The sequence below is a fragment of the Streptomyces yunnanensis genome (genome assembly GCF_029011865.1).
In the GTDB taxonomy this organism is placed as follows: Bacteria; Actinomycetota; Actinomycetes; order Streptomycetales; family Streptomycetaceae; genus Streptomyces; species Streptomyces yunnanensis.
In genome coordinates this window covers 3,084,276-3,107,487 of the sequence record NZ_CP095749.1, presented here as the reverse complement: position 1 = coordinate 3,107,487, position 23,212 = coordinate 3,084,276, and the positions used below count along the sequence as shown (strand labels likewise).

At 69.9% G+C, this 23,212-nt stretch carries 21 protein-coding genes; 11 read left to right on the top strand and 10 right to left on the bottom strand.

The window, feature by feature from the left end; all coding sequences use genetic code 11:
- The first annotated feature begins 141 nt into the window (after positions 1–141).
- The 7 genes from pyrH (at position 142) to MOV08_RS13355 (ending at position 8,225) form a co-directional block, all read left to right on the top strand.
- A complete protein-coding gene (gene pyrH / locus MOV08_RS13385) occupies positions 142–912 on the top strand; it encodes a UMP kinase (protein WP_039632372.1) in 771 nt (256 codons plus the stop codon).
- Between the two features lie 175 nt (positions 913–1,087).
- On the top strand, positions 1,088–1,645 hold the full coding sequence (gene frr, locus MOV08_RS13380; RefSeq protein ID WP_016572240.1) for a ribosome recycling factor: 558 nt from the start codon (positions 1,088–1,090) through the stop codon (positions 1,643–1,645).
- A complete protein-coding gene (locus MOV08_RS13375) occupies positions 1,645–2,796 on the top strand; it encodes a phosphatidate cytidylyltransferase (RefSeq protein ID WP_039632370.1) in 1,152 nt (383 codons plus the stop codon). Before frr ends, MOV08_RS13375 begins: the two co-directional genes overlap by 1 nt.
- Before the next feature lie 168 nt (positions 2,797–2,964).
- A complete protein-coding gene (rlmN, locus tag MOV08_RS13370; protein ID WP_067346601.1) occupies positions 2,965–4,077 on the top strand; it encodes a dual-specificity RNA methyltransferase RlmN in 1,113 nt (370 codons plus the stop codon).
- Positions 4,078–4,335: 258 nt separating this feature from the next.
- Complete coding sequence (locus tag MOV08_RS13365; protein ID WP_275307607.1) at positions 4,336–5,451, top strand: thiamine ABC transporter substrate-binding protein; 1,116 nt, start codon at positions 4,336–4,338, stop codon at positions 5,449–5,451.
- A gap of 53 nt (positions 5,452–5,504) precedes the next feature.
- Positions 5,505–7,154, top strand: a complete 1,650-nt coding sequence (locus MOV08_RS13360) for an ABC transporter permease (RefSeq protein WP_275307606.1) — start codon at positions 5,505–5,507, stop codon at positions 7,152–7,154.
- Positions 7,155–8,225, top strand: coding sequence for an ABC transporter ATP-binding protein (locus MOV08_RS13355; protein ID WP_275307605.1), 1,071 nt, complete (start codon positions 7,155–7,157; stop codon positions 8,223–8,225).
- Positions 8,226–8,340: 115 nt separating this feature from the next.
- Here MOV08_RS13355 and MOV08_RS13350 read toward each other — a convergent pair whose 3' ends face one another.
- Positions 8,341–9,027 carry a response regulator gene (locus MOV08_RS13350; protein WP_275307604.1) on the bottom strand — a complete coding sequence of 229 codons (687 nt, stop codon included), beginning with the start codon at positions 9,025–9,027 and terminating at the stop codon, positions 8,341–8,343.
- The gene (locus MOV08_RS13345) at positions 9,021–10,175 is read right to left on the bottom strand and encodes a sensor histidine kinase (RefSeq protein WP_275307603.1); all 1,155 of its coding nucleotides are present in this window, start codon (positions 10,173–10,175) and stop codon (positions 9,021–9,023) included. The genes MOV08_RS13350 and MOV08_RS13345 overlap by 7 nt, the downstream gene beginning before the upstream one ends.
- A 485-nt stretch (positions 10,176–10,660) precedes the next feature.
- Here MOV08_RS13345 and MOV08_RS13340 point away from each other — a divergent pair, with 485 nt between their 5' ends.
- Together MOV08_RS13340 and MOV08_RS13335 are read left to right on the top strand one after the other, a co-directional pair.
- Entirely contained in the window at positions 10,661–11,857 is a 1,197-nt protein-coding gene (locus MOV08_RS13340) for a glycosyltransferase 87 family protein (protein ID WP_239010044.1), read from the top strand.
- Complete coding sequence (locus tag MOV08_RS13335) at positions 11,854–12,990, top strand: glycosyltransferase family 4 protein (protein ID WP_275307602.1); 1,137 nt, start codon at positions 11,854–11,856, stop codon at positions 12,988–12,990. The genes MOV08_RS13340 and MOV08_RS13335 overlap by 4 nt, the downstream gene beginning before the upstream one ends.
- A 124-nt stretch (positions 12,991–13,114) precedes the next feature.
- On the opposite strand, the gene MOV08_RS13330 is transcribed toward MOV08_RS13335, so the two are convergent.
- From MOV08_RS13330 to MOV08_RS13320, 3 genes are all read right to left on the bottom strand, one after another.
- A complete protein-coding gene (locus tag MOV08_RS13330) occupies positions 13,115–14,176 on the bottom strand; it encodes a DMT family protein (protein ID WP_275307601.1) in 1,062 nt (353 codons plus the stop codon).
- A gap of 213 nt (positions 14,177–14,389) precedes the next feature.
- On the bottom strand, positions 14,390–15,559 hold the full coding sequence (locus MOV08_RS13325; protein WP_275307600.1) for an LOG family protein: 1,170 nt from the start codon (positions 15,557–15,559) through the stop codon (positions 14,390–14,392).
- A gap of 1 nt (position 15,560) precedes the next feature.
- Entirely contained in the window at positions 15,561–15,968 is a 408-nt protein-coding gene (locus MOV08_RS13320; protein WP_039632353.1) for a MarR family winged helix-turn-helix transcriptional regulator, read from the bottom strand.
- A 167-nt stretch (positions 15,969–16,135) separates the two neighbouring features.
- Here MOV08_RS13320 and MOV08_RS13315 point away from each other — a divergent pair, with 167 nt between their 5' ends.
- Positions 16,136–16,558 (top strand): RidA family protein, encoded by a 423-nt coding sequence (locus MOV08_RS13315; protein ID WP_039632350.1) that lies wholly within the window; start codon positions 16,136–16,138, stop codon positions 16,556–16,558.
- A gap of 682 nt (positions 16,559–17,240) precedes the next feature.
- Here the strand turns inward: MOV08_RS13315 and MOV08_RS13310 are convergent.
- The 5 genes from MOV08_RS13310 to MOV08_RS13290 all read right to left on the bottom strand — a co-directional run bounded on the left by MOV08_RS13310 (position 17,241) and on the right by MOV08_RS13290 (position 21,570).
- A complete protein-coding gene (locus tag MOV08_RS13310; RefSeq protein ID WP_275307599.1) occupies positions 17,241–17,516 on the bottom strand; it encodes a hypothetical protein in 276 nt (91 codons plus the stop codon).
- 77 nt (positions 17,517–17,593) lie between these two features.
- Positions 17,594–18,769, bottom strand: a complete 1,176-nt coding sequence (locus tag MOV08_RS13305) for a hypothetical protein (protein WP_275307598.1) — start codon at positions 18,767–18,769, stop codon at positions 17,594–17,596.
- Positions 18,751–19,491 carry an ABC transporter ATP-binding protein gene (locus MOV08_RS13300; RefSeq protein WP_275307597.1) on the bottom strand — a complete coding sequence of 247 codons (741 nt, stop codon included), beginning with the start codon at positions 19,489–19,491 and terminating at the stop codon, positions 18,751–18,753. Before MOV08_RS13300 ends, MOV08_RS13305 begins: the two co-directional genes overlap by 19 nt.
- 241 nt (positions 19,492–19,732) lie before the next feature.
- Positions 19,733–21,094 carry an aspartate aminotransferase family protein gene (locus tag MOV08_RS13295; RefSeq protein ID WP_039632344.1) on the bottom strand — a complete coding sequence of 454 codons (1,362 nt, stop codon included), beginning with the start codon at positions 21,092–21,094 and terminating at the stop codon, positions 19,733–19,735.
- Positions 21,095–21,096: 2 nt separating this feature from the next.
- Positions 21,097–21,570 carry an Lrp/AsnC family transcriptional regulator gene (locus tag MOV08_RS13290; protein WP_039640768.1) on the bottom strand — a complete coding sequence of 158 codons (474 nt, stop codon included), beginning with the start codon at positions 21,568–21,570 and terminating at the stop codon, positions 21,097–21,099.
- A 180-nt stretch (positions 21,571–21,750) separates the two neighbouring features.
- On the opposite strand from MOV08_RS13290, the gene MOV08_RS13285 reads away from it, so the two are divergent.
- On the top strand, positions 21,751–23,205 hold the full coding sequence (locus MOV08_RS13285) for a gamma-aminobutyraldehyde dehydrogenase (RefSeq protein WP_039632342.1): 1,455 nt from the start codon (positions 21,751–21,753) through the stop codon (positions 23,203–23,205).
- The last annotated feature ends 7 nt before the right edge of the window (positions 23,206–23,212 follow it).

Sequence of the window (23,212 nt, the reverse complement as noted above, 5' to 3'; positions counted from 1 at the left end):
ATGACCTACGGCCCCGCTAGGGTCGTACGCAGTCGGCCGCTCATCGGTCGGCCGCAGATGTGACGAGGAGGCCATTGCCGGACAGGGATCTGACCAGACCCACGGCAATGGCCTTCTTCGTATGTGCACGAGGAGAGCTCAATGAATCACGGTGCCGACGGCGCGGACACACACAAAGCCGGGAACGGCGGCAGGCGCCGCTTCCTTCTGAAGCTGTCGGGCGAAGCCTTCGCCGGTGGCGGCGGACTGGGTGTCGACCCCGATGTCGTGCACGCCATCGCCCGCGAGATCGCCGCGGTGGTTCGTGACGGCTATGAGATCGCCATCGTGATCGGCGGCGGCAACTTCTTCCGCGGCGCCGAACTGCAGCAGCGCGGTATGGACCGGGCCCGTTCCGACTACATGGGCATGCTCGGTACGGTCATGAACTGCCTGGCCCTCCAGGACTTCCTGGAGAAGGAGGGCATCGACTCCCGCGTTCAGACGGCGATCACCATGGGCCAGGTCGCGGAGCCGTACATCCCGCTGCGCGCGGTGCGCCACCTGGAGAAGGGCCGGGTCGTCATCTTCGGCGCCGGTATGGGCATGCCGTACTTCTCCACCGACACCACCGCCGCCCAGCGCGCCCTGGAGATCGACGCCGAGGCGATGCTGATGGGCAAGAACGGTGTGGACGGGGTCTACGACTCCGACCCCAAGCAGAACCCGGACGCGGTCAAGTTCGACGCCCTCGAATACGGCGAGGTCATCACGCGCGACCTGAAGGTCGCCGACGCCACGGCCATCACGCTGTGCCGGGACAACAAGCTCCCGATCCTCGTGTTCGAGCTGCTCGCCGAGGGGAACATCGCGCGTGCGGTGAAGGGTGAGAAGATCGGCACGCTCGTCAGCGATCAGAACACCCGGGCCTGACGGCCTCAACTGCCGTGATTCCGTGCGGGCGTCGGCCCGTACGGGCGGCAACCCCCGGTCGTGGGAAGACCTCGGTACGGGGATGGACAACCGCCTGCCGGTCGGACACCGTGCAGGAGAAGACGCGCGGCAGGGGCGAGGCTCTGCTTCTTACCGAAAAGACCAGGAGCAAGTGGTGATCGAAGAGATCCTCCTCGAGGCCGAGGAGAAGATGGAGAAGGCCGTCGTGGTCGCCAAGGAGGACTTCGCCGCGATCCGCACCGGGCGTGCGCACCCGGCGATGTTCAACAAGATCGTGGCGGACTACTACGGTGCCATGACGCCCATCAACCAGCTGGCGTCGTTCTCGGTGCCGGAGCCGCGGATGGCCGTGGTGACCCCGTTCGACAAGAGCGCGCTGCGCAACATCGAGCAGGCGATCCGTGACTCGGACCTCGGCGTCAACCCGAGCAACGACGGCAACATCATCCGTGTGACGTTCCCGGAGCTCACCGAGGAGCGCCGTCGCGAGTTCATCAAGGTCGCCAAGAACAAGGCCGAGGACTCCAAGATCTCGATCCGCAGCGTGCGGCGCAAGGCCAAGGAGTCGCTCGACAAGCTGGTCAAGGACAAGGAGAGCGGCGAGGACGAGGTGCGCCGCGCCGAGAAGGAGCTCGACGACGTCACCGCGAAGTACGTCGCGCAGGTGGACGAGCTCCTCAAGCACAAGGAATCCGAGCTCCTAGAGGTCTGATGAACGAGTCATCCTGGGGGACCCCGCCCGGCGCCGGCCAGTGGGGACCGCCCGACCACGGATCGGCCGCCTCGCTGCGTGGGGCGGCGCCTCCCGTCCCGGCGGGTCCCGTGCACGACGGGGGCGGCGCGGCGCAGACTCGGCCCATGCCCATCGTGCCCGAGCCGGGCGGACACCAGGATGACCATCGGGACATCCGGGATGACCGGGACAACCCGGAGCACCGGGGGGCTGCTCGCCTGAGCGGCCCCCTGTTCCGCGACGACAGGCCGCAGGAGCCCATGCCCACCTCGCTCCCCGGGTCCGACAGTGACCCAGTGAAACCGCAGAAGAAGAGCGCGGGGCGCAATCTGCGCGCCGCCATAGGGGTCGGCGTCGGACTCGGCGCCGTCATCCTTGCGTCGCTCTTCGTCTACAAGCCGGTGTTCATCGGCGTCATAGCGATCGCTGTCGTCGTGGGCCTGTGGGAACTGACCTCGCGGCTGGCGGAGCGCAAGGACATCCGGGTGCCGTTGGTCCCGCTCGCGATCGGCGGCACCGCCATGGTGATCGCCGGATATGTGCGCGGCGCCGAGGGCGCATGGGTGGCCATGGCGCTCACCGCGCTCGCCGTCCTCGTCTGGCGGATGACCGAGGCGCCCCAGAACTACCTCCGGGATGTCACAGCCGCGGTCTTCTCGGCGTTCTACGTCCCGTTCCTGGCGACGTTCGTCGCCTTGATGCTGGCCGCCGCGGACGACGGGCCGCAGCGGGTGCTGACGTTCCTGCTGCTGACGGTCGTCAGCGACACCGGGGCCTACGCGATCGGCTGGCGCTTCGGGAGGAAGAAGCTCGCGCCGCGGATCAGCCCCGGCAAGACCCGTGAGGGGCTCGTCGGCGCGGTCCTCTTCGCGATGGTGGCCGGCGCGCTGTGCATGCAGTTCCTGATCAAGGACGGCGCCTGGTGGCAGGGGCTGCTGCTCGGCGTCGCCGTCGCGGTCAGCGCCACTCTCGGCGACCTCGGCGAATCCATGATCAAGCGGGATCTGGGCATCAAGGACATGGGCACCCTGCTGCCCGGTCACGGCGGCATCATGGACCGGCTGGACTCCCTGCTGCCCACCGCCCCGGTGGTCTGGCTGCTGTTCGTGATCTTCGTGGGATCGGGCTGAGCGCCGCCGGTTACCCTTGAGGGGCGCGTCGCTCGTTCGCGGCGCGCCCTTTCCGTCCCCGCGACCGCGGGGGTGATCCGTGAGGTCTCCTGGTTCCGGCCCCGTCCGGACCCTGGTTCCGCGTCGGCGGAAGCCGCCCGGCCTCGTTGCACAGAGGAGTTTCCGCCCATGGCACGCCCGGCCCCGGGAGAACTGACGTTTGTCGCCCCCCGCGGCGCCAAGAAGCCCCCTCGTCACCTCGCCGACCTCAGTCCGGCCGAGCGCCGGGAGGCGGTGGCCGCGATCGGTGAGAAGCCGTTCCGCGCCAAGCAGCTGTCGCAGCACTACTTCGCCCGCTACGCGCACGACCCGGCGGAGTGGACCGACATCCCCGCGGCGGCCCGCGAGAAGCTGGCGGCGGAGCTGCTGCCGGACCTGATGTCGGTGGTGCGGCACATCTCGTGCGACGACGACACCACCCGCAAGACCCTGTGGCGGCTGCACGACGGCACCCTCGTCGAGTCCGTCCTGATGCGGTACCCGGACCGGGTCACCATGTGCATCTCCTCGCAGGCCGGCTGCGGCATGAACTGCCCGTTCTGCGCCACCGGACAGGCCGGTCTGGACCGGAACCTCTCCACCGCCGAGATCGTGCACCAGATCGTCGACGGGATGCGGGCGCTGCGCGACGGCGAGGTCCCCGGCGGTCCGGCGCGGCTGTCCAACATCGTCTTCATGGGCATGGGGGAGCCGCTCGCCAACTACAAGCGGGTGGTCGGCGCCATCCGGCGGCTGACCGACCCCGAGCCGGACGGCCTGGGCCTCTCCCAGCGCGGCATCACCGTCTCCACCGTCGGGCTGGTCCCGGCGATGCTGCGGTTCGCCGACGAGGGCTTCAAGTGCCGCCTCGCGGTGTCGCTGCACGCGCCCGACGACGAGCTGCGGGACACCCTCGTACCGGTCAACACCCGCTGGAAGGTCCGCGAGGTGCTGGACGCGGCGTGGGAGTACGCCGAGAAGTCCGGCCGCCGGGTCTCGATCGAGTACGCCCTGATCCGCGACATCAACGACCATGCGTGGCGCGGTGACCTGCTGGGGCGGCTGCTCAAGGGCAAGCGGGTCCACGTCAACCTCATTCCGCTCAATCCGACGCCGGGCTCGAAGTGGACCGCCTCGCGGCCCGAGGACGAGCTGGCGTTCGTGCGGGCCATCGAGGCACACGGCGTGCCGGTGACCGTCCGGGACACCCGCGGCCAGGAGATCGACGGCGCCTGCGGGCAGCTCGCGGCCTCGGAGCGCTGAGCCACCCGCTGGTACGGTGTCGTCGAACACACGCACATTCCGACAGGGGAGCGCCACAGCGCTGAGAGTGCGGAGACGTCGTAGCCCTACGGCGCCCGCAGACCCTTGAACCTCGCCCGGGTCATTCCGGGTAGGAAGTTCGGTCGTCACTCATGCTGTTGCGCCCCGCCCACCGTCCGTTGCCGAACGTCACCGACGCAGAACGCAGCGGGCACCGGGCGGGGCCGCGTCTCTTCCTGGCCAGCCAGGAGGAAATCAGTGAGCACCACCAGCAGGATCACCGCGGCAGCGCTCGCCGCCGCGGCCGGCATGACCGCACTCGCCGGGTGCGGCAGCTCGGGAAACAGCGGCAGCGCGGACGCCAAGACCGTCACGCTCGTCAGCCATGACTCGTTCAACGCCTCCAAGTCCGTCCTGGCCGCCTTCGAGAAGGAGAGCGGCTACAAGGTCAAGATGATCAAGGGCGGCGACGCCGGCGAGGCCGTCAACAAGGCGATCCTGTCCAAGGACAATCCGCAGGGCGACGTCTTCTTCGGGATCGACAACGCGCTGCTCTCGCGCGGTCTGAACGCCGGCCTCTTCACCCCCTACAAGGCCCAGGGTCTCGACAGCGTCCCCGCCGACCTCCAGCTCGACAAGGACGCCCACCGGGTCACGCCCCTCGACTACGGCGACATCTGCGTCAACTACGACCGCGCCTACTTCACCGCGCACAAGCTCACGCCGCCGCAGAGCTTCGACGACCTGCTCAAGCCGCAGTACAAGGGGCTGCTCGTCACGGAGAACTCCGCCACCTCCTCTCCGGGGCTCGCCTTCCAGCTCGGCACCATCGCCACCCACGGCGGTGGGGGCACCTCCCGCTCGAGCGAAGCCGAGAGTGGGGGAAGCTGGTCGGACTACTGGAAGAAGCTCAAGGCCAACGGTGTCGAGGTCGTCAACAGCTGGGAGCAGGCGTACAACGAGCGCTTCTCGGGCTCCGCGGCCGGCAAGGGCAAGGGTGACAAGCCACTGGTGGTCTCCTATGCCTCCAGCCCGCCCGCCGAGGTGATGGGCAAGACGCCGGCACCCAAGGAGGCCCCGACCGGCGTCGCGACCGGCACCTGCTTCCGGCAGATCGAATTCGGCGGTCTGCTCAAGGGCGCCAAGAACGAGAAGGGCGGCAAGGCGCTGCTCGACTTCCTCCTGTCGAAGAAGTTCCAGGAGGACATGCCACTGCAGATGTTCGTCAACCCGGCACGCAAGGACGCCAAGGTGCCGGAGCTGTTCACCCGCTACGGCGCGAACATCGACAAGCCGGCGACGCTCGCACCGGAGACGATCAACAAGAACCGTGACCAGTGGATCAAGCAGTGGTCCTCGCTCGTTCTGAAGTAGCCCCCACCCACCGAAGGGGGCCCGCGCGCGGAACGGCGGCGCGGCTCGGCCTGATGGCCCTGCCGCTCGTCTTCTTCGGCCTGTTCTTCGCCTACCCCGTCGTCGAGATCGTCGGACGGGGGGTGAAGGACGGCGGACAGTGGCAGCTCGGCAGGTTCGGGACCGTCCTCAGCGACCCGGACATCCTCCACGTGCTGTGGTTCACCCTGTGGCAGGCCGCCGCCTCGACCGCGTTGACGCTGCTGGTCGCCCTGCCCGGCGCCTACGTCTTCGCGCGCTTCGACTTCCCCGGCAAACAACTGCTGCGGGCGGCGGTGGCGGTGCCGTTCGTGCTGCCGACCGTCGTCGTCGGCGCCGCCTTCCTTGCGCTGGTCGGCCGGGGCGGCCTGCTCGACGAGCTGTGGGGCGTGCGGCTGGACACCTCGGTGTGGGCGATCCTGTTGGCGCACGTCTTCTTCAACTACGCCGTCGTCGTGCGGACCGTCGGCGGGCTGTGGGCCCAGCTCGACCCGCGGCAGGAAGAGGCGGCCCGGGTCCTGGGAGCCGGACGGTTCGCCGCCTGGCGGAAGGTGACGCTGCCCGCGCTGGGACCGGCCGTGGCCGCCGCGGCGCTGATGGTGTTCCTCTTCACCTTCACCTCCTTCGGTGTCGTGCAGATCCTGGGCGGTCCCACCTTCTCCACCCTGGAGGTGGAGATCTACCGGCAGACCGCCGACTTCCTGGATCTGCCCACCGCAGCCGTACTGACCGTGATCCAGTTCGCCGCCGTACTGGGGCTGTTGGCGCTGCACGCCTGGACGGTACGGCGCCGCGAATCCACCCTGCGGCTCGTCGACGCCTCCCTGACCGCCCGCCGGCCGCACGGCCCCGGCCAGTGGGCGCTGTTGTGGGGCACGCTCGCGGTCATCGCCGTGCTGCTCGTCCTGCCGCTGGCCGTGCTCGTCGAGCGGTCCTTCGCCGGGCCCGACGGCTACGGCCTGGCCTTCTACGAGACGCTGCGGTCCGCGGCGTCCGCCGACAGCACCTTCGCCGTCGCCCCCCTCGACGCCCTCTGGAACTCCCTCGCCTACGGTGCCGCGGCCACCGGGATCGCGCTGCTGGTCGGCGGTCTGGCGGCGGCCGCGCTGACCCGCTCCAGGCCGGAGCCCGGGCCGTCCGGACGGACACCGGTGATCACCCGGCTCCTGCGCGGTTTCGACGGGCTGCTGATGCTGCCCCTCGGCGTGTCGGCCGTGACCGTCGGCTTCGGGTTTCTGATCAGCCTCGACAAGCCGCCGCTGGATCTGCGGTCCTCGTGGTGGCTGGTGCCGCTCGCCCAGGCCCTGGTGGGCGTGCCGTTCGTGGTCCGCACGATGCTGCCCGTGCTGCGTGCGGTCGACAGTCGACTGCGGGAGGCGGCGGCCGTCCTCGGCGCCTCGCCCTGGCAGGTCTGGCGCGAGGTGGACCTGCCGATGGTGCGGCGGGCGCTGCTCATCGCGGCGGGCTTCGCGTTCGCCGTGTCGCTCGGCGAGTTCGGCGCGACCGTCTTCATCGCACGGCCGGACCAGCCCACCCTGCCGGTGGCCGTGACACGGCTGCTCAGCCGCGCGGGGGAGTTCAACTACGGCCAGGCAATGGCCCTTTCGACCATCTTGATGGTGGTGTGCGCGGCCGCCCTGCTGGCCCTGGAGCGCCTTCCCATCGACCACTCCGGGGAGTTCTAGATGACGGCACAGGCCCCGACCGCGGCACCGCACATGCTGCGACTGGACGGCGTCACCGTCCGCTTCGGCATGCCCGGCACGGCCCCCGCCCTCGACGCGGTCGACCTCGGCGTCGCCGCGCACGAGATCGTCTGCGTCCTGGGCCCCAGCGGCAGCGGCAAGTCCACCCTGCTCCGGGTGGTGGCCGGGCTGCAGCACGCCGACGAGGGCACGGTCCTGCTGGAAGGGCGCGATCAGGCGGCGATCCCCACCCATCGGCGCGGCGTCGGTTTGATGTTCCAGGACCACCAGCTCTTCCCGCAGCGTGATGTCGCGGGCAATGTCGCCTTCGGGCTGCGGATGCGGCGAACCCCCCGCGCCGACCAGGAGCGCACCGTCACCGAACTTTTGGACCTCGTCGGGCTGCCGGGTGCCCAGCGCAGGGCCGTGGCCTCGCTGTCCGGCGGCGAGCAGCAGCGGGTCGCGCTGGCCCGCGCACTCGCCCCGAGCCCACGCCTGCTGATGCTGGACGAGCCGCTCGGGCAACTGGACCGAGGGCTGCGCGAGCGCCTCGTCGTCGAACTGCGGAGGCTCTTCCGCGAGTTGGGGACGACGGTGCTCGCCGTCACCCATGACCAGGGGGAGGCGTTCGCACTCGCCGACCGGGTCGTGGTGATGCGGGACGGTCGGATCGCGCAGAGCGGCACCCCGCTGGAGGTCTGGCAGCGGCCCGCCACTGCGTTCGTCGCCCGCTTCCTCGGCTTCGACAACGTGGTCGAGGCGACCGTGCAGGGCGAGGCCGCCGCCACCCCGTGGGGCAAGGTGCCGGTGCCGGCCGGCACTCCGGACGGCCCCTGCCGGCTGCTCGTGCGCCCGGCCGGCGTCCGGCTGACCTCGGCTGCGGACGGCCTGCCCTGCACGGTCGAGGCCCGGACGTTCCGCGGCACGCATGTCGCGCTGTTGCTCCAACCGTCGGGCGGGCCGCAGATGGACGCGGCGTGCCCACTCCATGAGGCACCGGAGACGGGAGACCGGGTGGGGATCTCGTTCGCCGCCGAGGACGTGGTGGTGCTGAAGGCCGCCGCGGACTAGCCGTGCCGCGTTGCGCCGCTGTGCCATGGATCGCTCCTGAAGGATCGGGCGCCATCGAGGTCTGTCGTCACTTTCCCGTCCGCCCCGCGCGACGACGGGAAGGTGACGACAGGCCCTAGGCGCGTGAGGGAGGGGCGGGGCGTCGGCCTTGCGGGACGACCAGCCCCAGTTCGTAGGCGAGGATCACCGCCTGAGCGCGGTCACGGAGGCCCATCTTTGTGAAGAGTCGGTTGATGTGGGTCTTGACGGTGTGATCGGTGATCGTCAGCCGGGTGGCGATCTCCGCGTTGGACAGTCCCTGGGCGATGTGGACGAGCACCTCCACCTCACGGCCGGTCAGCTCCTCCACCGTGCGTACGGGAACAGGTGCCGACCGCTGCTTGACGAACTCCGCGATCAACCGCTTGGTCAGCTCGGGAGCCAGCAGCGCATTGCCCTCCGCCACGACCCTTACGGCATGCAGCAGTTCGGGAAACGTGGTGTCCTTCAGCAGGAACCCGCTCGCCCCGGCCGCCAGCGCGTCGTACACATACTCGTCGAGCCCGAACGTCGTCAGCATCAGCGCCTTGGTGGCACCACCGGACGCCCGGGTGATCTCGCGGGCGGCCTCGATACCGTTCTTGTGCGGCATCCGGATGTCGAGCAGCGCGAGGTCCGGACGCTGCTCGGCGGCGATCCGGACCGCCTGGACACCGTCCTCGGCCTCGCCCACCACCTCGATGTCGTCCTGGGTGCCCAGGAGATTGACGAACCCGGTGCGGACGATGGCCTGGTCGTCGGCCACGATTGCTCTGATCACCACGGGAGTTCCGCCTCCACGAGAAAGCCGCCGTCCGGGCCGGGGCTGGCGGTGAGCTTCCCGCCGAGCAGCGCCGCCCGCTCCTGCATACCGGCCAGGCCATGACCGGAGTGGACGACGCCCGGCTGGCCCGGCCCGTCGTCCGCGATCCGCACCGCCAGCCGGTCCGGCCGGTAGTCGATCTCCACCACCGCCTGTGCCCCCGGGGCATGCCGGCGCACATTGGTCAGCCCCTCCTGCACGATGCGATACGCGGACAGCTCACAGGACGTCGGCAATTCGACCCGGTCTCCGCTGATCCGCAGTTCCACCTCGCCGCCCACCGACCGGTGCTGCGCTATCAGATCACCCAGCGCTTCCAGCGTCGGCTGCGGTGCCGTACCGGTGCGGTCCTGAGGGTCCGTCCGCAGCACACCCAGCAGCCGGCGCAGTTCGGTCATCGACGCGCGGGCGGACGCGGCGATCTGCTGGAAGCCCTCGCGAGCCTGCGGCGACAGGTCCGGCGTGGTGTAGGTGGCGCTCTCCGCCTGCACCGCGATCACCGAGACCGAGTGCGAGACGACGTCGTGCAACTCGCGGGCGATCGCCGCCCGTTCGGCCTCGGCGGCCTGCCGCCGCTCCATCGCGAGGACCCGGGCCTGCGCTGCCGCCCGCTCCCGCTGCGTCTCCTCGCGCGCGCGTACCGCGTCACCCATCGAGACAGCCGCCAGGATCGCGACGGTCAGCACGAACCACTCGGCGAGCAGATCGAGGGAGTACGACCTCGGGTGCCAGGAGACGATGTGCCAGACGTTCACCGCGAGGGAGAGCACCGAGCCGCCGCCGACGAGCAGCGCCGGATGCGCCACGCGGTGGCGGCCGAGGGTGTAGCACGCCATGAGGCCGCTGACGGTCGCCGCGATATAGAGGTCTGTCCCGGCGGCGAAACTGACCAGGGCCGCTGCGGCCGAGAGCGCAGCGGTGGCCGGATGGGAACGCCGCCACGCCAGCGCTGCCGCGGACAGCAGCACGCCGAGCGCGATCACCAGTGAGTGCCGCGGCACGACCAGCAGCTCCACGGCCGCGAACGCCGTGAGCGCCCCGCCGGAGGTCCAGGGATAGAACGGCGACGCGACCCAGGTGCGCAGCCGCTGCCGGAGAGAAGTGCTCATGCCGCTATTTTTTCGGCTCGCGGTGGCGGCCGCATCGCAGCACGGGTTGATCCACGATCGGCATGTCATGCCACGGGTTGACGCCGAAGTTAGGTTGCTCGTTTGACGCCCCGTGATCCGACCGTCCATAGCCTCGTGATCAAGGCGAGGACGGGAGCGTCATGAAGAGTCAACTTGCTTTTCGGAAAAGGGACTTGGCGTCGTGTCGTGCGTCGCTGCGGGCTGTGCGCGCACCGTGGCGTTCGGACGGTGGGAACCGCGGACACAGGAACCACGAGGTATGGGGATGGAGCGCGTGCGCGGTCGCCGCGCTCGGCCTCGGATTGCTCACCAGCCTTCCGCCGCACCGCACGTGGGGTCTCATCGCGGCGGCCGGTTACGGCTGCGCCGCGGTGGTCACGGCGCTCCGCGCGAGACGGTGGGGCACGCCGCGCGCCCCCACGATCAGCACTCGACTGCCCCTGGCGTTTGCCGTGGTGGGGACGGTGGGCCTGCCGCTTCTCCTTCTCGTACTGGCCGGCAGCGCACAGCTCGAAGTGGCGGTCGTCCAGCGCTCGGGCGACCTGCTGCTGCATTCCGGCAGTCCCTACATACCCGCGCCTGCCACCGTCGCCGACTACAACCCGTACCTGCCGGGCATGGCGGTCTTCGGCCTGCCGCACGCGCTGTTCGGTGACGGGCCGTTGACGGACGCCCGATGGTGGATGGCCGGAACGTTCTTCTTGTCGACGGCCGGCGCGGTGAACATGCTCGTCCGCAGCGCTCGGGCCGCCCCCGATCGCCGGACGGGGCCTCGCGGTGCATCCCGCCGAGACAGCGTGTCTGCCGCGCTGTGGCTGGCGGTCTGCCCTCTGGTGGCCCTGCCGCTGGTCGTCGGCGGCATCGACCTCCCGGTCATCGGCCTGATGTGTTGGGGACTGGCCACGGCCGGCCGCGGAAAGCCGGTGCGCGCGGGGCTCCTGCTGGGCATCGCGGCAGCGCTGAAGTGGACGGCCTGGCCTGCCGTGCCGGTCGCCCTTGCCCTCGTGGCCACCCGCTATGGCCGACGTCAGGCCCTGACCTGTGGCGCCACCGCCATGCTCGCGGTAGCGACAGCGGTGCTCCCCTTCCTGCTGATCGACCCCCGTGGCTTCGCCGAGAACGTCCTGGCGTTCCCACTGGGGTTGGGGACGACGGCATCACCTGCCGAAAGCCCGCTGCCCGGGCGACTCCTGGCCGCCTACGTCCCCGGCGGGACGCTCGTCGCGATGGTGCTGCTCGCGGTGGCGGCCCTCGGCGTCGCCGCGTCGCTGCTGATCCGGCCGCCGCGGACGGTGTCGGCGGCGGCCGATCGCCTGGCGATGGGGCTCGCGCTCGCCATGGCACTGATGCCGGCCACCCGCTTCGGGTACCTCGTCTATCCCCTGGTGCTCTGGGCATGGCCGCGCCTGGCGCATGCCACGGCCGGATCACGCACGCCGGCCGGTCACTGCTCGCCGTCCCGGCCCCTGGTGGACTCCGCAACGTGGGCCGCCCCACCCCGGCACTCCCGACCCGGCGCAGTTGCCCATCCGCACCAGTGTCGGACCGACGACCGTGAACGTCGCTGCGGCGAACGACCTTTGAGCGGCCCTGCACAGATCGCGGACGGGGCGGGCCGGAAGCGAGCCGACCCCGAACCTGGAGAGGAGACGGCTCCATGAGCCGCACGCTGATCGTCACCAACGACTTCCCGCCTCGCCAAGGCGGTATCGAAACCTTCGTCCATGCCATGGCCACCCGCTTCCCGCATGATGCGGTGGTCGTCTACACGTCGTCCGAACCCGGGGCGCCGGCCCATGACGCCGCATTGCCCTTCCCGGTGATCCGCGATCCGGCACCGATGCTGCTCCCCACGCCCCGCATCACGTCCCGTGCCGCTGCTCTCGCCCGCCGATACGCATGTGACAGCGTGTGGTTCGGGGCCGCGGCGCCGCTCGGACTGATGGCCGCGCGACTGCGGCGGGAAACGGGAGTGGCCAGGATCGTGGCCACCACACACGGCCACGAGGTCTGGTGGGCACGCACCCCTGGGGCTCGTTCGCTGCTCCGTAGGATCGGTGCGGCGACGGATGCGGTGACGTACCTCGGTGCGAGCACCCGGGTACCGATAGCGGCCGCAATCGGGCCCGCCGCCGCGGGCCGCATGGCGCGACTCGTCCCCGGAGTCGATTCCGAAGCATTCCGCCCCGGGCTCGACGGGCGTGCCGTGCGCGAGCGCTACGGCCTCGCCGGCCGGCGGGTGATCCTGTGCGCGGCCCGGCTCGTGCCGCGGAAGGGTCAGGACACATTGATCCGCGCGCTGACGCAGATTCGTCGCCGGGTGCCCGACGCGGTGGTGCTGCTCGTCGGCGGCGGCCCCTATGAACCGCGACTGCGCAGGCTCGTCACCGCTGAGGCCCTGGACGAGGGCGTGGTCTTCGCGGGCGCCCAGCCGCACTGGACCCTCCCGGCGTTCTACGTCGCGGCCGATGTCTTCGCGATGCCGTGCCGCACCCGGCGGCGCGGACTCGAGGTCGAGGGGTTGGGAATCGTCTTCCTGGAGGCGGCGGCCGCCGGACTCCCCGTACTGGTCGGCGATTCGGGAGGTGCACCCGATACCGTCCGCGACGGGGAGACGGGGCACGTCATCGACGGTCGAAGCCCGGATGCCGTGGCCGAGCGGCTGATAGCCCTGTTGACCAACCCGGAAGCCGCGCGGGCGATGGGAGAGAAGGGACGGGCCTGGGTGGCGGAAGAGTGGGGCTGGGACCGTTCCTACGAACGGCTGGCACAGTTGCTGGCCAGAGATCCGTGAGCGATCGCGGGGGCCGGGGACCCCGCCGTCCCACTCCGGCGCCGGCGACGCTGGAGAGGACCGTGCGCCCGACCGCGTACGACGGGCCGTGGCGAGGGGACTCACCCTCGGCGCCGGCAACGGCTCACACTGCCGCCTGACGCGCCCCCTCCGAAGAAGAGCCCTCGGCGCCGGCGGGCTTGCCGTCGTCCGGACCCATCCAGCTGGACTCCTGCCCCGACACGCTTTCCCGGTCCGCCCCCGATGCCGGATCGGCACCCGTATCCGTACCCGGTGCCGCCTTCCGTACCTGCTGATCCGCACCCTGTTCCGGGGCCGTCTCCGGCTCGCCGAACCAGGCGACAGCGACGGCCCCGGCCACAGCGACCACGAAACCGAGGATCGCCATCCAGGCGAAGCCCGGACGAGAGGAGTCCCCCAGCCACAGCACGCCGAGGATGCCGGGCACGACGGTCTCGCCCACCACCAGAGCCGCCGTGGCCCCGTTCACCGAACCGATCTGCAGGGCGACCGTGTGGAGATACATGCCGCCGATGCCCGCGACCAGGATCGCGTACAGCGCCGGATCGCCGAGGAGGGAGGGCAGATGGAACGGGTCCACACCGTTCAGCACGCGTACGCCGACGCCGAGCGCGCCGAAGCCCAGGCCGGACAGCAGACCCGCGAGGATCGCCGCCCGTCCACCGAGCAGCCGCACGATAAGGGTGCCTCCACCGATGATCACGACCGAGGCCACCAACAGCCACCAGTGGGTGCCGATCGGGGTATGGCCGCTGCCCTCCGGCCCGGCGGCGGTCGCCAGCAGCACCAGCGCCGAGCAGACCACGCCGATGGAGACCCATTCGTTACGGGTGAGCCGGATGTTGAGGAGCTTGATGCTGAGTACGGCCGTGATCACGAGGTTGGCGCTGATCACGGTCTGCGAAAGGAACAGCGGCAGCAGCCGCGCGGCGAGCGCACCCAGCCCGAAGCCTATGAAGTCCAGCACGGTGCCGACCATGAATTCCCAGGTCACGGCTGCCTTGGCGGTGGACGACAGGCTGGGGCCGCCGTGCTGGGTGACGGCGCCACCGGTTGCCTTCGCAGCCTCCCGGCGCGCGGACTTCCGCGAGCCCACCGCCTGAAGGACCGAACCGGTGCCGTAGCAGACGGACGCTGCTATGGCCGTGAGAAGGCCGATGATCACCGAGGGCTCCGTTCGCGTGCTGCATTACCTGTTCATTACCTGGCTTGGCAGACGCGCATTTCGGGATGTGAGTTGCCTCGGTGGGCGAAAAGTTCTCCAGCCGACGAGGGCCGGGGTACAGAACGCCCGACCGTGGCGGGCTCCGGACGAGGCTCCCCGTCGGCTCCCGGGGCTCCTGCGCGGCCGCCGGGAACGGCAACCGGGGAGCGACTTTCAGCGATGGTCGTCAGGGTCGGTCGCGGTAGAGGCGAGGTGGCTCAGCGCCTCCGGGACATCGTCGACGGAGTCGACCAAAGCGATCCGGGCCGTCATCGGGTGTCCGGTCGCCAGCGTCCGGAGCAGGGGCCAGGCAGGCAGCGTCTCCGTCCAGTACGCGCGGTCCACCAGCACCATGGGGGTCGGTCCACTGCCCGACCGGTAGTAGTTGAGGGTCGCGGCGTCGAAGACCTCCTGCACGGTCCCCGCCGCGCCGGGCAGGAACACCACGCCGGCGTTGGACCGAGCCAGCAGCCCCTCCTCGCGCAGCGCGTTCGCGAAGTACTTCGCGATGTGGGTGGCGAAGGCATTCGGAGGCTCGTGCCCATAGCACCAGGTGGGCATGGCGATGGACGATCCGCCGCCCGGCCGGTTCCGGAGCACTTCGTACGCGACGCTCGCCCATGCCGTGACCGAGGGCCTGAAGTGCGGGGTCGTGCAGAGGAGGTCCAGCGCTTCGTCGAGCATGGTGTCCTCGAACGGCGCCGCGTACGCCCCGAGGTTCGCCGCCTCCATCGCACCGGGGCCGCCGCCGGTCGCGATGGTCAGGCCCGTGCGGCCGAGCCGGCGCCCCAGCGTGGCTGCGCCCGCATAGGCAGCGGAGCCGCGCTCCATGGCGTGCCCGCCCAGGACCCCCACCACGCGTGCCCCGGCGAGATATTCGTCGAGGGCGTCGGAAACGGTGTCGTCATGAATGCTGCGCAGCATGCCGGCGACCACATCGCCGGTCGCCTTCGTCTCCTGATACCAGCGGTAGGTGCGCGCATCCGGGGTGGCGCCGTAGCCGGCGTCGAGCAGTCCCGCGAAGAGCTCGTCCGGGGTGTAGAGCGTGCCGCGATACGGGTCGAACGCCAGGCCCGGAGCCGGCGGGAAGACCAGGGCGCCACCGGCGCGCACCTTCACGGCGGCGTCCGGTTCCATCGCACACCCGAGGAAGACGGAATCCGTGGTGTCCGTGGCGAGCAGGGCGAACGTACGGTCCGTCAGGTCGAGGGAGCGGATGCGATATCCGGCGAGCCTGCCGGTCGCGGCGACCCGGTCGAACTCCGCGAGCGCGTTGATCTCGCGGCCGTGCTCCTGGGAACCGAGGGGCACCGGGGGCTCGGCGCTCGACTGCACATCCGCCATGCTAGGACCGCAGGGACTTCACCAGGGGGCCGAGCAGACCGTCTTCGGCGGCGGCGTCGAGGGCGGTGCGCAGAGCACTGTCGTACGTCGGGCGCGCCCTGCTCCGCATCTCGCGGCCCTCGTCGGTGATCACGCTGTAGACGCCGCGCCGATCGTCGGGGCACAGGTCCCGGCGGGTCAGGCCGGACGACTCCAGACGCGAGGCGAGTCGGCTGACCGAACTCTGGTTGAGGCCGATCAGATCGGCGAGTTCCTGCATTCGCAGTTCGCCGTCCTCCGAATCCGCGAGACGAGCCAGCGCGCGGTACTCGGAGAGGCCGAGTCGGTGGTGCTGTTGCAGGGCCTTCGCCAGCTCCTGCTCGATGCGTGTGTGCAGTGCTCCGAACCGGTCCCAGTGCTCCGCATCCATCGTTTCCGCTCTCTTCATGTTCTCTTCTGGTGTCTGGCCGATCCGGCGTTGCTCTCCGGCGTTCCGAGGCGTTTCCCACTGAGCTCTTGACAGCAGCGTACATGCGCCTGAAACTTATGTATGTGCATGCAAGAGAGTGCGCACATGGAAATGCGAGGGGGAGCGTTATGTCGTCGACGGATGTCACGGAAGCGGGAAGCGCCCAGGAGATCCAGCGGATCGCGACCACGCCGGACTGGTATGAGCCGTACAAGATTTCACAGGCCATCAAGGCCGGCGGGCTGATCCACGTATCCGGTCAGGCGGGGTTCGATGAGCAGGGGCGGACCGTCTCGGACGACTTCCTGGCCCAGGGGCGTCAGGCGTTCGCGAACGTCGAACGGGTCCTTGCCGAGGCCGGGTCGTCGCTCGCCGATGTGGTGAAGGTCGGCATCTTCGTCACGGACATGGCCGCCGACCTCGCCCATGTCATCACCCTGCGCGAGGAGTTCCTGTCCGAGCCCTATCCCGCGGACACCTTGCTCGAAGTCTCGTCGCTGGCCCAGCCGGAGTGGCGAATAGAGGTCGAGGTCACCGCCCTCGCCCGCTGACGGCCGGGCGCGCATCCCCGTCGGTCGCCGGTCGCCCCACACCGCGCTACGTGGCTCCGTCCCGGCCGGGCGCGCCCCGACCGACCGACGCCCTTCACTCGGCCCGGCACCGCGGCTCGACACCGGGAGAGGTCCCGGCGTCCGCTGTCGCCGACACCGAAGGAACCCGGACTGGCCGGGCCTCGCCGAGCCGCCAACCCAACGGCCCCACAGGCCCCAGTAACGGCACCTACCGCATCCGCCGCATCCACGGCATCCACCGCGTCGTGTCACAGCCTGCTCGAGCCGCCCTGCCCACCCACCGGACGGCCGCCTCAACGCCCGACTTCAACCCACCAGACCGAGCAGGCCCAGCAGGGCTCCTTCTACGTTTCCTCTGGCTGCTTCGCCGCCTTCTCCGGCCGGGTCGGCTCGCCCCCGCGGCCACACGAGCGCATCACCATGGTTTCCTGTCGCACCCCGTCACACCAGCAGGAGGCACCCGGCAAAACATCGAACGGCGCACGCACAGGGAGGAACGCACACGGAGAAACGCGCAGAGGGGAACACGCAGGGGGAACGGACAGACCCAGCACCGGACTTCGGCACATCACGTTCCGGCGGTCCCCGTTGTCCTGCCGTCCTTCACTACACGGCCTTTCGCGGAGCAGCCCTACGACACACAGACCCATGACACACAGCCCTATGCCGCGTCACAACTCGCAACATCGCCCTTCGATACTGCGGACCAGGTGGCACCGGGCATCACCACGTCCACGAATGCCGCCTCCACGAATGCCGCCTCCACGAATGCCGCCTCCACGAATGCCGCCTCGACAAATACCGCCTCGATAAATACCGCCTCAAAGAGGCACCGCTTCAAGGAACAGCGCCTCAAGGAATGTCGCCTGAAGGAGAACGTCGGCTGGAGGAACGTCGCTTCACGGGACACCGCCGCAGACATCAGCGGCTTGCGCACACTCCCCTGTGCCAGCAGCCGCCCAACCCAAGTGCAACGTACGGGAGCCGGCGCGCCCGAGCTCTGCACGCCGCGACTCAATGCACCAGCGGAAGCGTTGCCATCTCGGCGACGGTCCAGGTCAGGGGGCCGAGGACGAGCACGAGGGCCGTGGTGCGGAGGGCCGTGGCGCGGTGGAGGACGAAGGCGGATGCGCCCAGCCGTCGCAGGGCGGCCGTGCTGCGGGCGCGGGCCGCCCGGGATTCGAGGGCGGAGCTCAACGCGCTGACGGTGACGCAGGCAAGGACGACCGCCGCGCCGATCGCGGTGAACGGACCGAGAGGACGGGAAGGAGCGGCTTGGTGCAGCACGCCGGCGGCGTAGACGCCGGAGGCGACCGCGCAGAGGACGCCGAGAGGGCGGCCCAGCCGGTGCGACTCCTCCTGGAGGACGCGCCCGGACAGCAGGCGCAGTGCGCCGGGACGGCCTGCGCACAGCAGTTGGCCGGACAGATAGACCAGGCCGGGGCCGGCCAGTACGAGACCGATGGCGGCGAGGGCCCAGCCGGCCAGGACGCCCGGCGGGCTGCCGATCAGCCGACCGGAGAGGGGCAGCAGTCCGCCGGCGGCGGCGCCGGCGGGGCTGGTGTACGCCTCGGTGGCCAGACCCGCCGCGGCCAGGGCGACACCCCAGGGGAGACCTGAGGGGGCTTCGGTGGTCGAAGGAGTGTCGGTGTCGACGACGCCCGCTTCGGTGCGGGGCCGGAGCGAGAAGGCGGTGGCCACGGCTGCGGTCAGCGGGATGACGGAGATCAGCATGAGGGCGCCGATCCACGGCAGCGGGTGACCGGCGCCGAGCAATCCGGAGTCGATGGCGTGGGAGCCGGTGCCGGAGGCGGCGGTGCCCAGGTCGCCGCGGAGGGCCAGGAAGACGACGAGCGAGAGGAGGACGCCGAGGGCGCAGAAGAGGGCGGTGGAGGTTGCGGCGAGCAGGGTGAGCCGGAACGGGCCGAGGCCGGCGGCGGCCATGCCGCGCTGCAGCCGGGCGGCCGGGTCCGTACGGGCCACGGACACCGCGAGTTGCGCGGTGGCGGCGAGCGGGGCGGCGCACCACAGGAGCCGGGCCAGGGAGTCGCCGGCCGTGGCGGGGTGGGCGGCGGCGTGGCCCAGGGCGGCCAGCACCAGGAAGCCGGTGCCGGCCGCGGCGGCGGTGACGAGGAGACGGCGCAGCAGGACGAGGGGGTGGGTGCCGCGGGCTAGACGGAGAGCGAGCACGCTGCCCTGCTTTCCTCATCGGAGGCGCCGGCGGTCTCGGGAACGGCGCCCGAGCGGCGGCCGTCCAGCAGCGCGATGGTCCGGTCGGCGAGGGCGGCGACCTTGGGGTCGTAGGTCGCCAGGACCACGGTGATGTGGTGCGAGCGGGCCGCGGTGGTCAGGGTGCGCAGTACCTGGGTGCCGTCGGCGCTGTGCAGGGGAGCCGTGGGTTCGTCGGCGAAGAGCACCTGCGGGGTGGTGACCAGGGCGCGGGCGATGGCGACGCGCTGGCGCTGGGACTGGTCGAGTCGCCCGGGGCGGCGGCGGGCGCACATGCCCACGTCGAGGCGTTCCAGCCACTCGATGGCGGTGTGCTTGGCCGCGCGGTGGCCGGCGCCGCGCAGCAGGAGCGGGAGGGCGGCGTTCTCCCAGGCGCTGAGTTCGGGGACGAGGTGGGGTTCGGTGTCGATCCAGCCGAACCGGTCGAGACGCAGCCGTTCGCGGCTGGGAGAGGAGAGGGTGTGGACGGGGGAGCCGTTGAACCAGATCTCGCCCTCGGTCGGGACGAGCTGTCCGGACAGGCATTTGAGGAGCGTGGTCTTGCCGCTGCCGCGGGGGCCGGAGACGGCAAAGATCTCGCCTTCGCGGACATCGAGGGAGACATCGGCGAGGGCGACGGTGGCGCCGTGTGTGTGGTGCAGGCCGTGGGCCCGGAGAACGTCGTTGTCAGGCGGGGCCACCATCTGCACACCTCTCGCTTGTTTCGCTGCTCGCTTCCCCCGGCGGGGGGAACGACCACGGAGGGTATCGGTCACCAGCACGGTAAGGAATCGCATCCTCGGTCATTTGTGGCTCGGCAGCCACAACGGCCCAGATTCACTCGTATGGATGGGAACGAGCGAATCCAGGCCGTCGGATGTGCAGTTGTGCACTGGTGTTCAGTTGTTCAGCTATCCACTGGCGCACCAGGAGGTGACGCGATGATCAGAGCTTGGTCCACGCCTCGGTGAGGACGGAGCGCAGGATCTGCTCGATCTCGTCGAAGACCGGCTGGTCTGCGATCAGCGGCGGGGCCAGCTGGATGACCGGGTCGCCACGGTCGTCGGCGCGGCAGTAGAGGCCGTTGTCGTACAGGGCCTTGGAGAGGAAGCCGTAGAGGACGCGCTCGGTCTCCTCGTCGTTGAAGGACTCCTTGGTGGCCTTGTCCTTCACGAGCTCGATGCCGTAGAAGAAGCCGTTGCCGCGGACGTCGCCGACGATCGGCAGGTCGTGCAGCTTCTGCAGGGTGCTGAGGAAGTTGCCCTCGTTCTTGAGCACGTGCTGGTTGAGGCCCTCGCGCTCGAAGATGTCGAAGTTCGCGAGCGCCACGGCCGAGGAGACCGGGTGGCCACCGAAGGTGTAGCCGTGCAGGAAGGTGTTGTCACCCTTGTAGAACGGCTCGGCGAGGCGGTCGGAGATGATGCAGGCGCCGATCGGGGAGTAGCCCGAGGTCATGCCCTTGGCGCAGGTGATCATGTCCGGGACGTAGTCGAACTTGTCACAGGCGAACATCGTGCCGAGGCGGCCGAAGGCGCAGATGACCTCGTCGGAGACGAGCAGCACGTCGTACTGGTCGCAGATCTCGCGGACCCGACGGAAGTAGCCGGGGGGCGGCGGGAAGCAGCCACCGGCGTTCTGCACCGGCTCCAGGAAGACCGCGGCGACGGTCTCCGGGCCCTCGAAGAGGATCTGCTGCTCGATCTGGTCGGCGGCCCAGCGGCCGAAGGCCTCGGGGTCGTCGCCGTGGATCGGGGCGCGGTAGATGTTGGTGTTCGGGACCTTGTGCGCACCGGGGACCAGCGGCTCGAAGGGGGCCTTCAGGCCCGGCAGGCCGGTGATCGACAGGGCGCCCTGCGGGGTGCCGTGGTAGGCGACCGCGCGGGATATGACCTTGTGCTTCATCGGCTTGCCGGTGAGCTTGAAGTACTGCTTGGCGAGCTTCCAGGCGGTCTCGACCGCCTCGCCGCCACCGGTGGTGAAGAAGACCTTGTTCAGGTCGCCCGGGGCGTAGTTCGCCAGGCGCTCGGCAAGCTCCACGGCCTTGGGGTGGGCGTAGGACCACACGGGGAAGAAGGCCAGCTCCTGGGCCTGCTTGTAGGCGGTCTCGGCGAGCTCGACCCGGCCGTGGCCGGCGTTGACCACGAAGAGGCCGGCGAGGCCGTCGATGTAGCGCTTGCCCTTGTCGTCGTAGATGTTGGTGCCCTCGCCGCGCACGATCGTGGGCACGGGGGCGTTCTCGTACGACGACATGCGGGTGAAGTGCATCCACAGGTGGTCGTACGCCGTCTTGGAGAGGTCGGCGCTCATTGCTATCTCGTTCCCCAGGTGTAGGTCTGCTTCCGGAGCTTGAGGTACACGAAGCTCTCGGTGGATCGGACGCCGGGAAGCGTGCGGATCCGCTTGTTGATCATTTCCAGAAGGTGGTCGTCGTCCTCGCAGACGATCTCGATGATGAGATCGAAGGAGCCTGCCGTCATGACGACGTATTCGACCTCCTCCATGGTCGTCAGGGCGTCGGCCACGGGGTCGAGGTCGCCCTCGACGTTGATGCCGACCATTGCCTGCCGGCGGAGACCGACCGTGAGGGGGTCGGTGACCGCGACGATCTGCATCACGCCTTGGTCGAGCAGCTTCTGTACGCGCTGCCGCACCGCCGCCTCGGACAGGCCCACGGCCTTGCCGATCGCGGCGTACGGACGGCGCCCGTCCTCCTGGAGCTGCTCGATGATCGCCAGGGAGACGGAGTCGATCGACGGAGTGCCGTTTCTGTCACGAGTGGCCACGTCCTTCACTGTGCACGAGGTTCGACGGTATGGCAACCCCAAAGCGATGAAATCAGTTGTTGATCGAGGAAGATTTCACGGATTTCGTTGTTCGAGCCGTGTGGGTGTGTTGAAAACGTGGCTCCCGCGGATAGTGTGGGGTCGCAACCACCGGACATCTGACATTGAAGGGGGCGCACAGTGACCACCGCACTGCGTCGTCTGCGCAACTACATCGACGGGGAGTTCCGGGACGCCGCCGACGGGCGGACCACGAAGGTGGTCAACCCGGCCACGGGCGAGCCGTACGCCACCGCCCCGCTCTCCGGCGCCGCGGACGTGGACGCGGCCATGGCGGCCGCGGAAGCCGCGTTCCCCGCCTGGCGCGACCTGATCCCGGCCGAGCGCCAGAAGGTCCTGCTCAAGATCGCCGACCGCTTCGAGGAGCGCGCCGAGGAGCTGATCGCCGCCGAGTCCGAGAACTGCGGCAAGCCGATCGCCCTGGTCCGCTCCGAGGAGATCCCGCCGATGGTGGACCAGATCCGCTTCTTCGCGGGTGCCGCCCGGATGCTCGAAGGCCGCTCGGCCGGCGAGTACATGGACGGCTTCACCTCCATCATCCGTCGTGAGCCGGTGGGTGTCTGCGCGCAGGTCGCGCCCTGGAACTACCCGATGATGATGGCCGTGTGGAAGTTCGCCCCGGCGCTCGCCGCGGGCAACACCGTGGTCATCAAGCCCTCCGACACCACCCCCGCCTCGACGGTGCTGATCGCCGAGATCATCGGTGGTGTCCTGGACGAACTGGGCCACTCCCGCGGTGTGTTCAACGTCATCTGCGGCGACCGGGAGACCGGCCGCCTGATGGTCGAGCACAAGGTCCCGGCGATGGCCTCGATCACCGGCTCGGTGCGCGCCGGCATGCAGGTCGCCGAGTCCGCGTCCAAGGACCTCAAGCGGGTCCACCTGGAGCTCGGCGGCAAGGCCCCGGTCGTGGTCTTCGAGGACACCGACATCGCCAAGGCCGTCGAGGACATCGCCACCGCCGGCTACTTCAACGCCGGCCAGGACTGTACGGCCGCCACCCGTGTGCTCGTCCAGGAGTCCATCCACGACGAGTTCGTCGCCGCGCTGGCCAAGGCCGCCTCGGAGACCAAGACCGGTGCGATCGACGACGAGGACGTGCTCTACGGCCCGCTGAACAACGCCAACCAGCTGGCGCAGGTCAAGGGCTTCATCGAGCGGCTGCCCGCGCACGCCAAGATCGAGGCCGGCGGCGAACAGGTCGGCGAGAAGGGCTACTTCTTCGCCCCGACCGTCGTCTCGGGCCTGAAGCAGGACGACGAGATCGTCCAGAACGAGGTCTTCGGCCCGGTCATCACCGTGCAGTCCTTCGCCGACGAGAAGCAGGCGGTGGAGTGGGCCAACGGCGTCGAGTACGCCCTGGCCTCCTCGGTGTGGACCAAGGACCACGCCCGCGCGATGCGGATGTCCAAGGCCCTCGACTTCGGCTGCGTGTGGATCAACACCCACATCCCGCTGGTCGCCGAGATGCCGCACGGCGGCTTCAAGAAGTCCGGCTACGGCAAGGACCTGTCCGCCTACGGCTTCGACGACTACACCCGGATCAAGCACGTGATGACCTCGCTGGACGGCTGAGTCGACC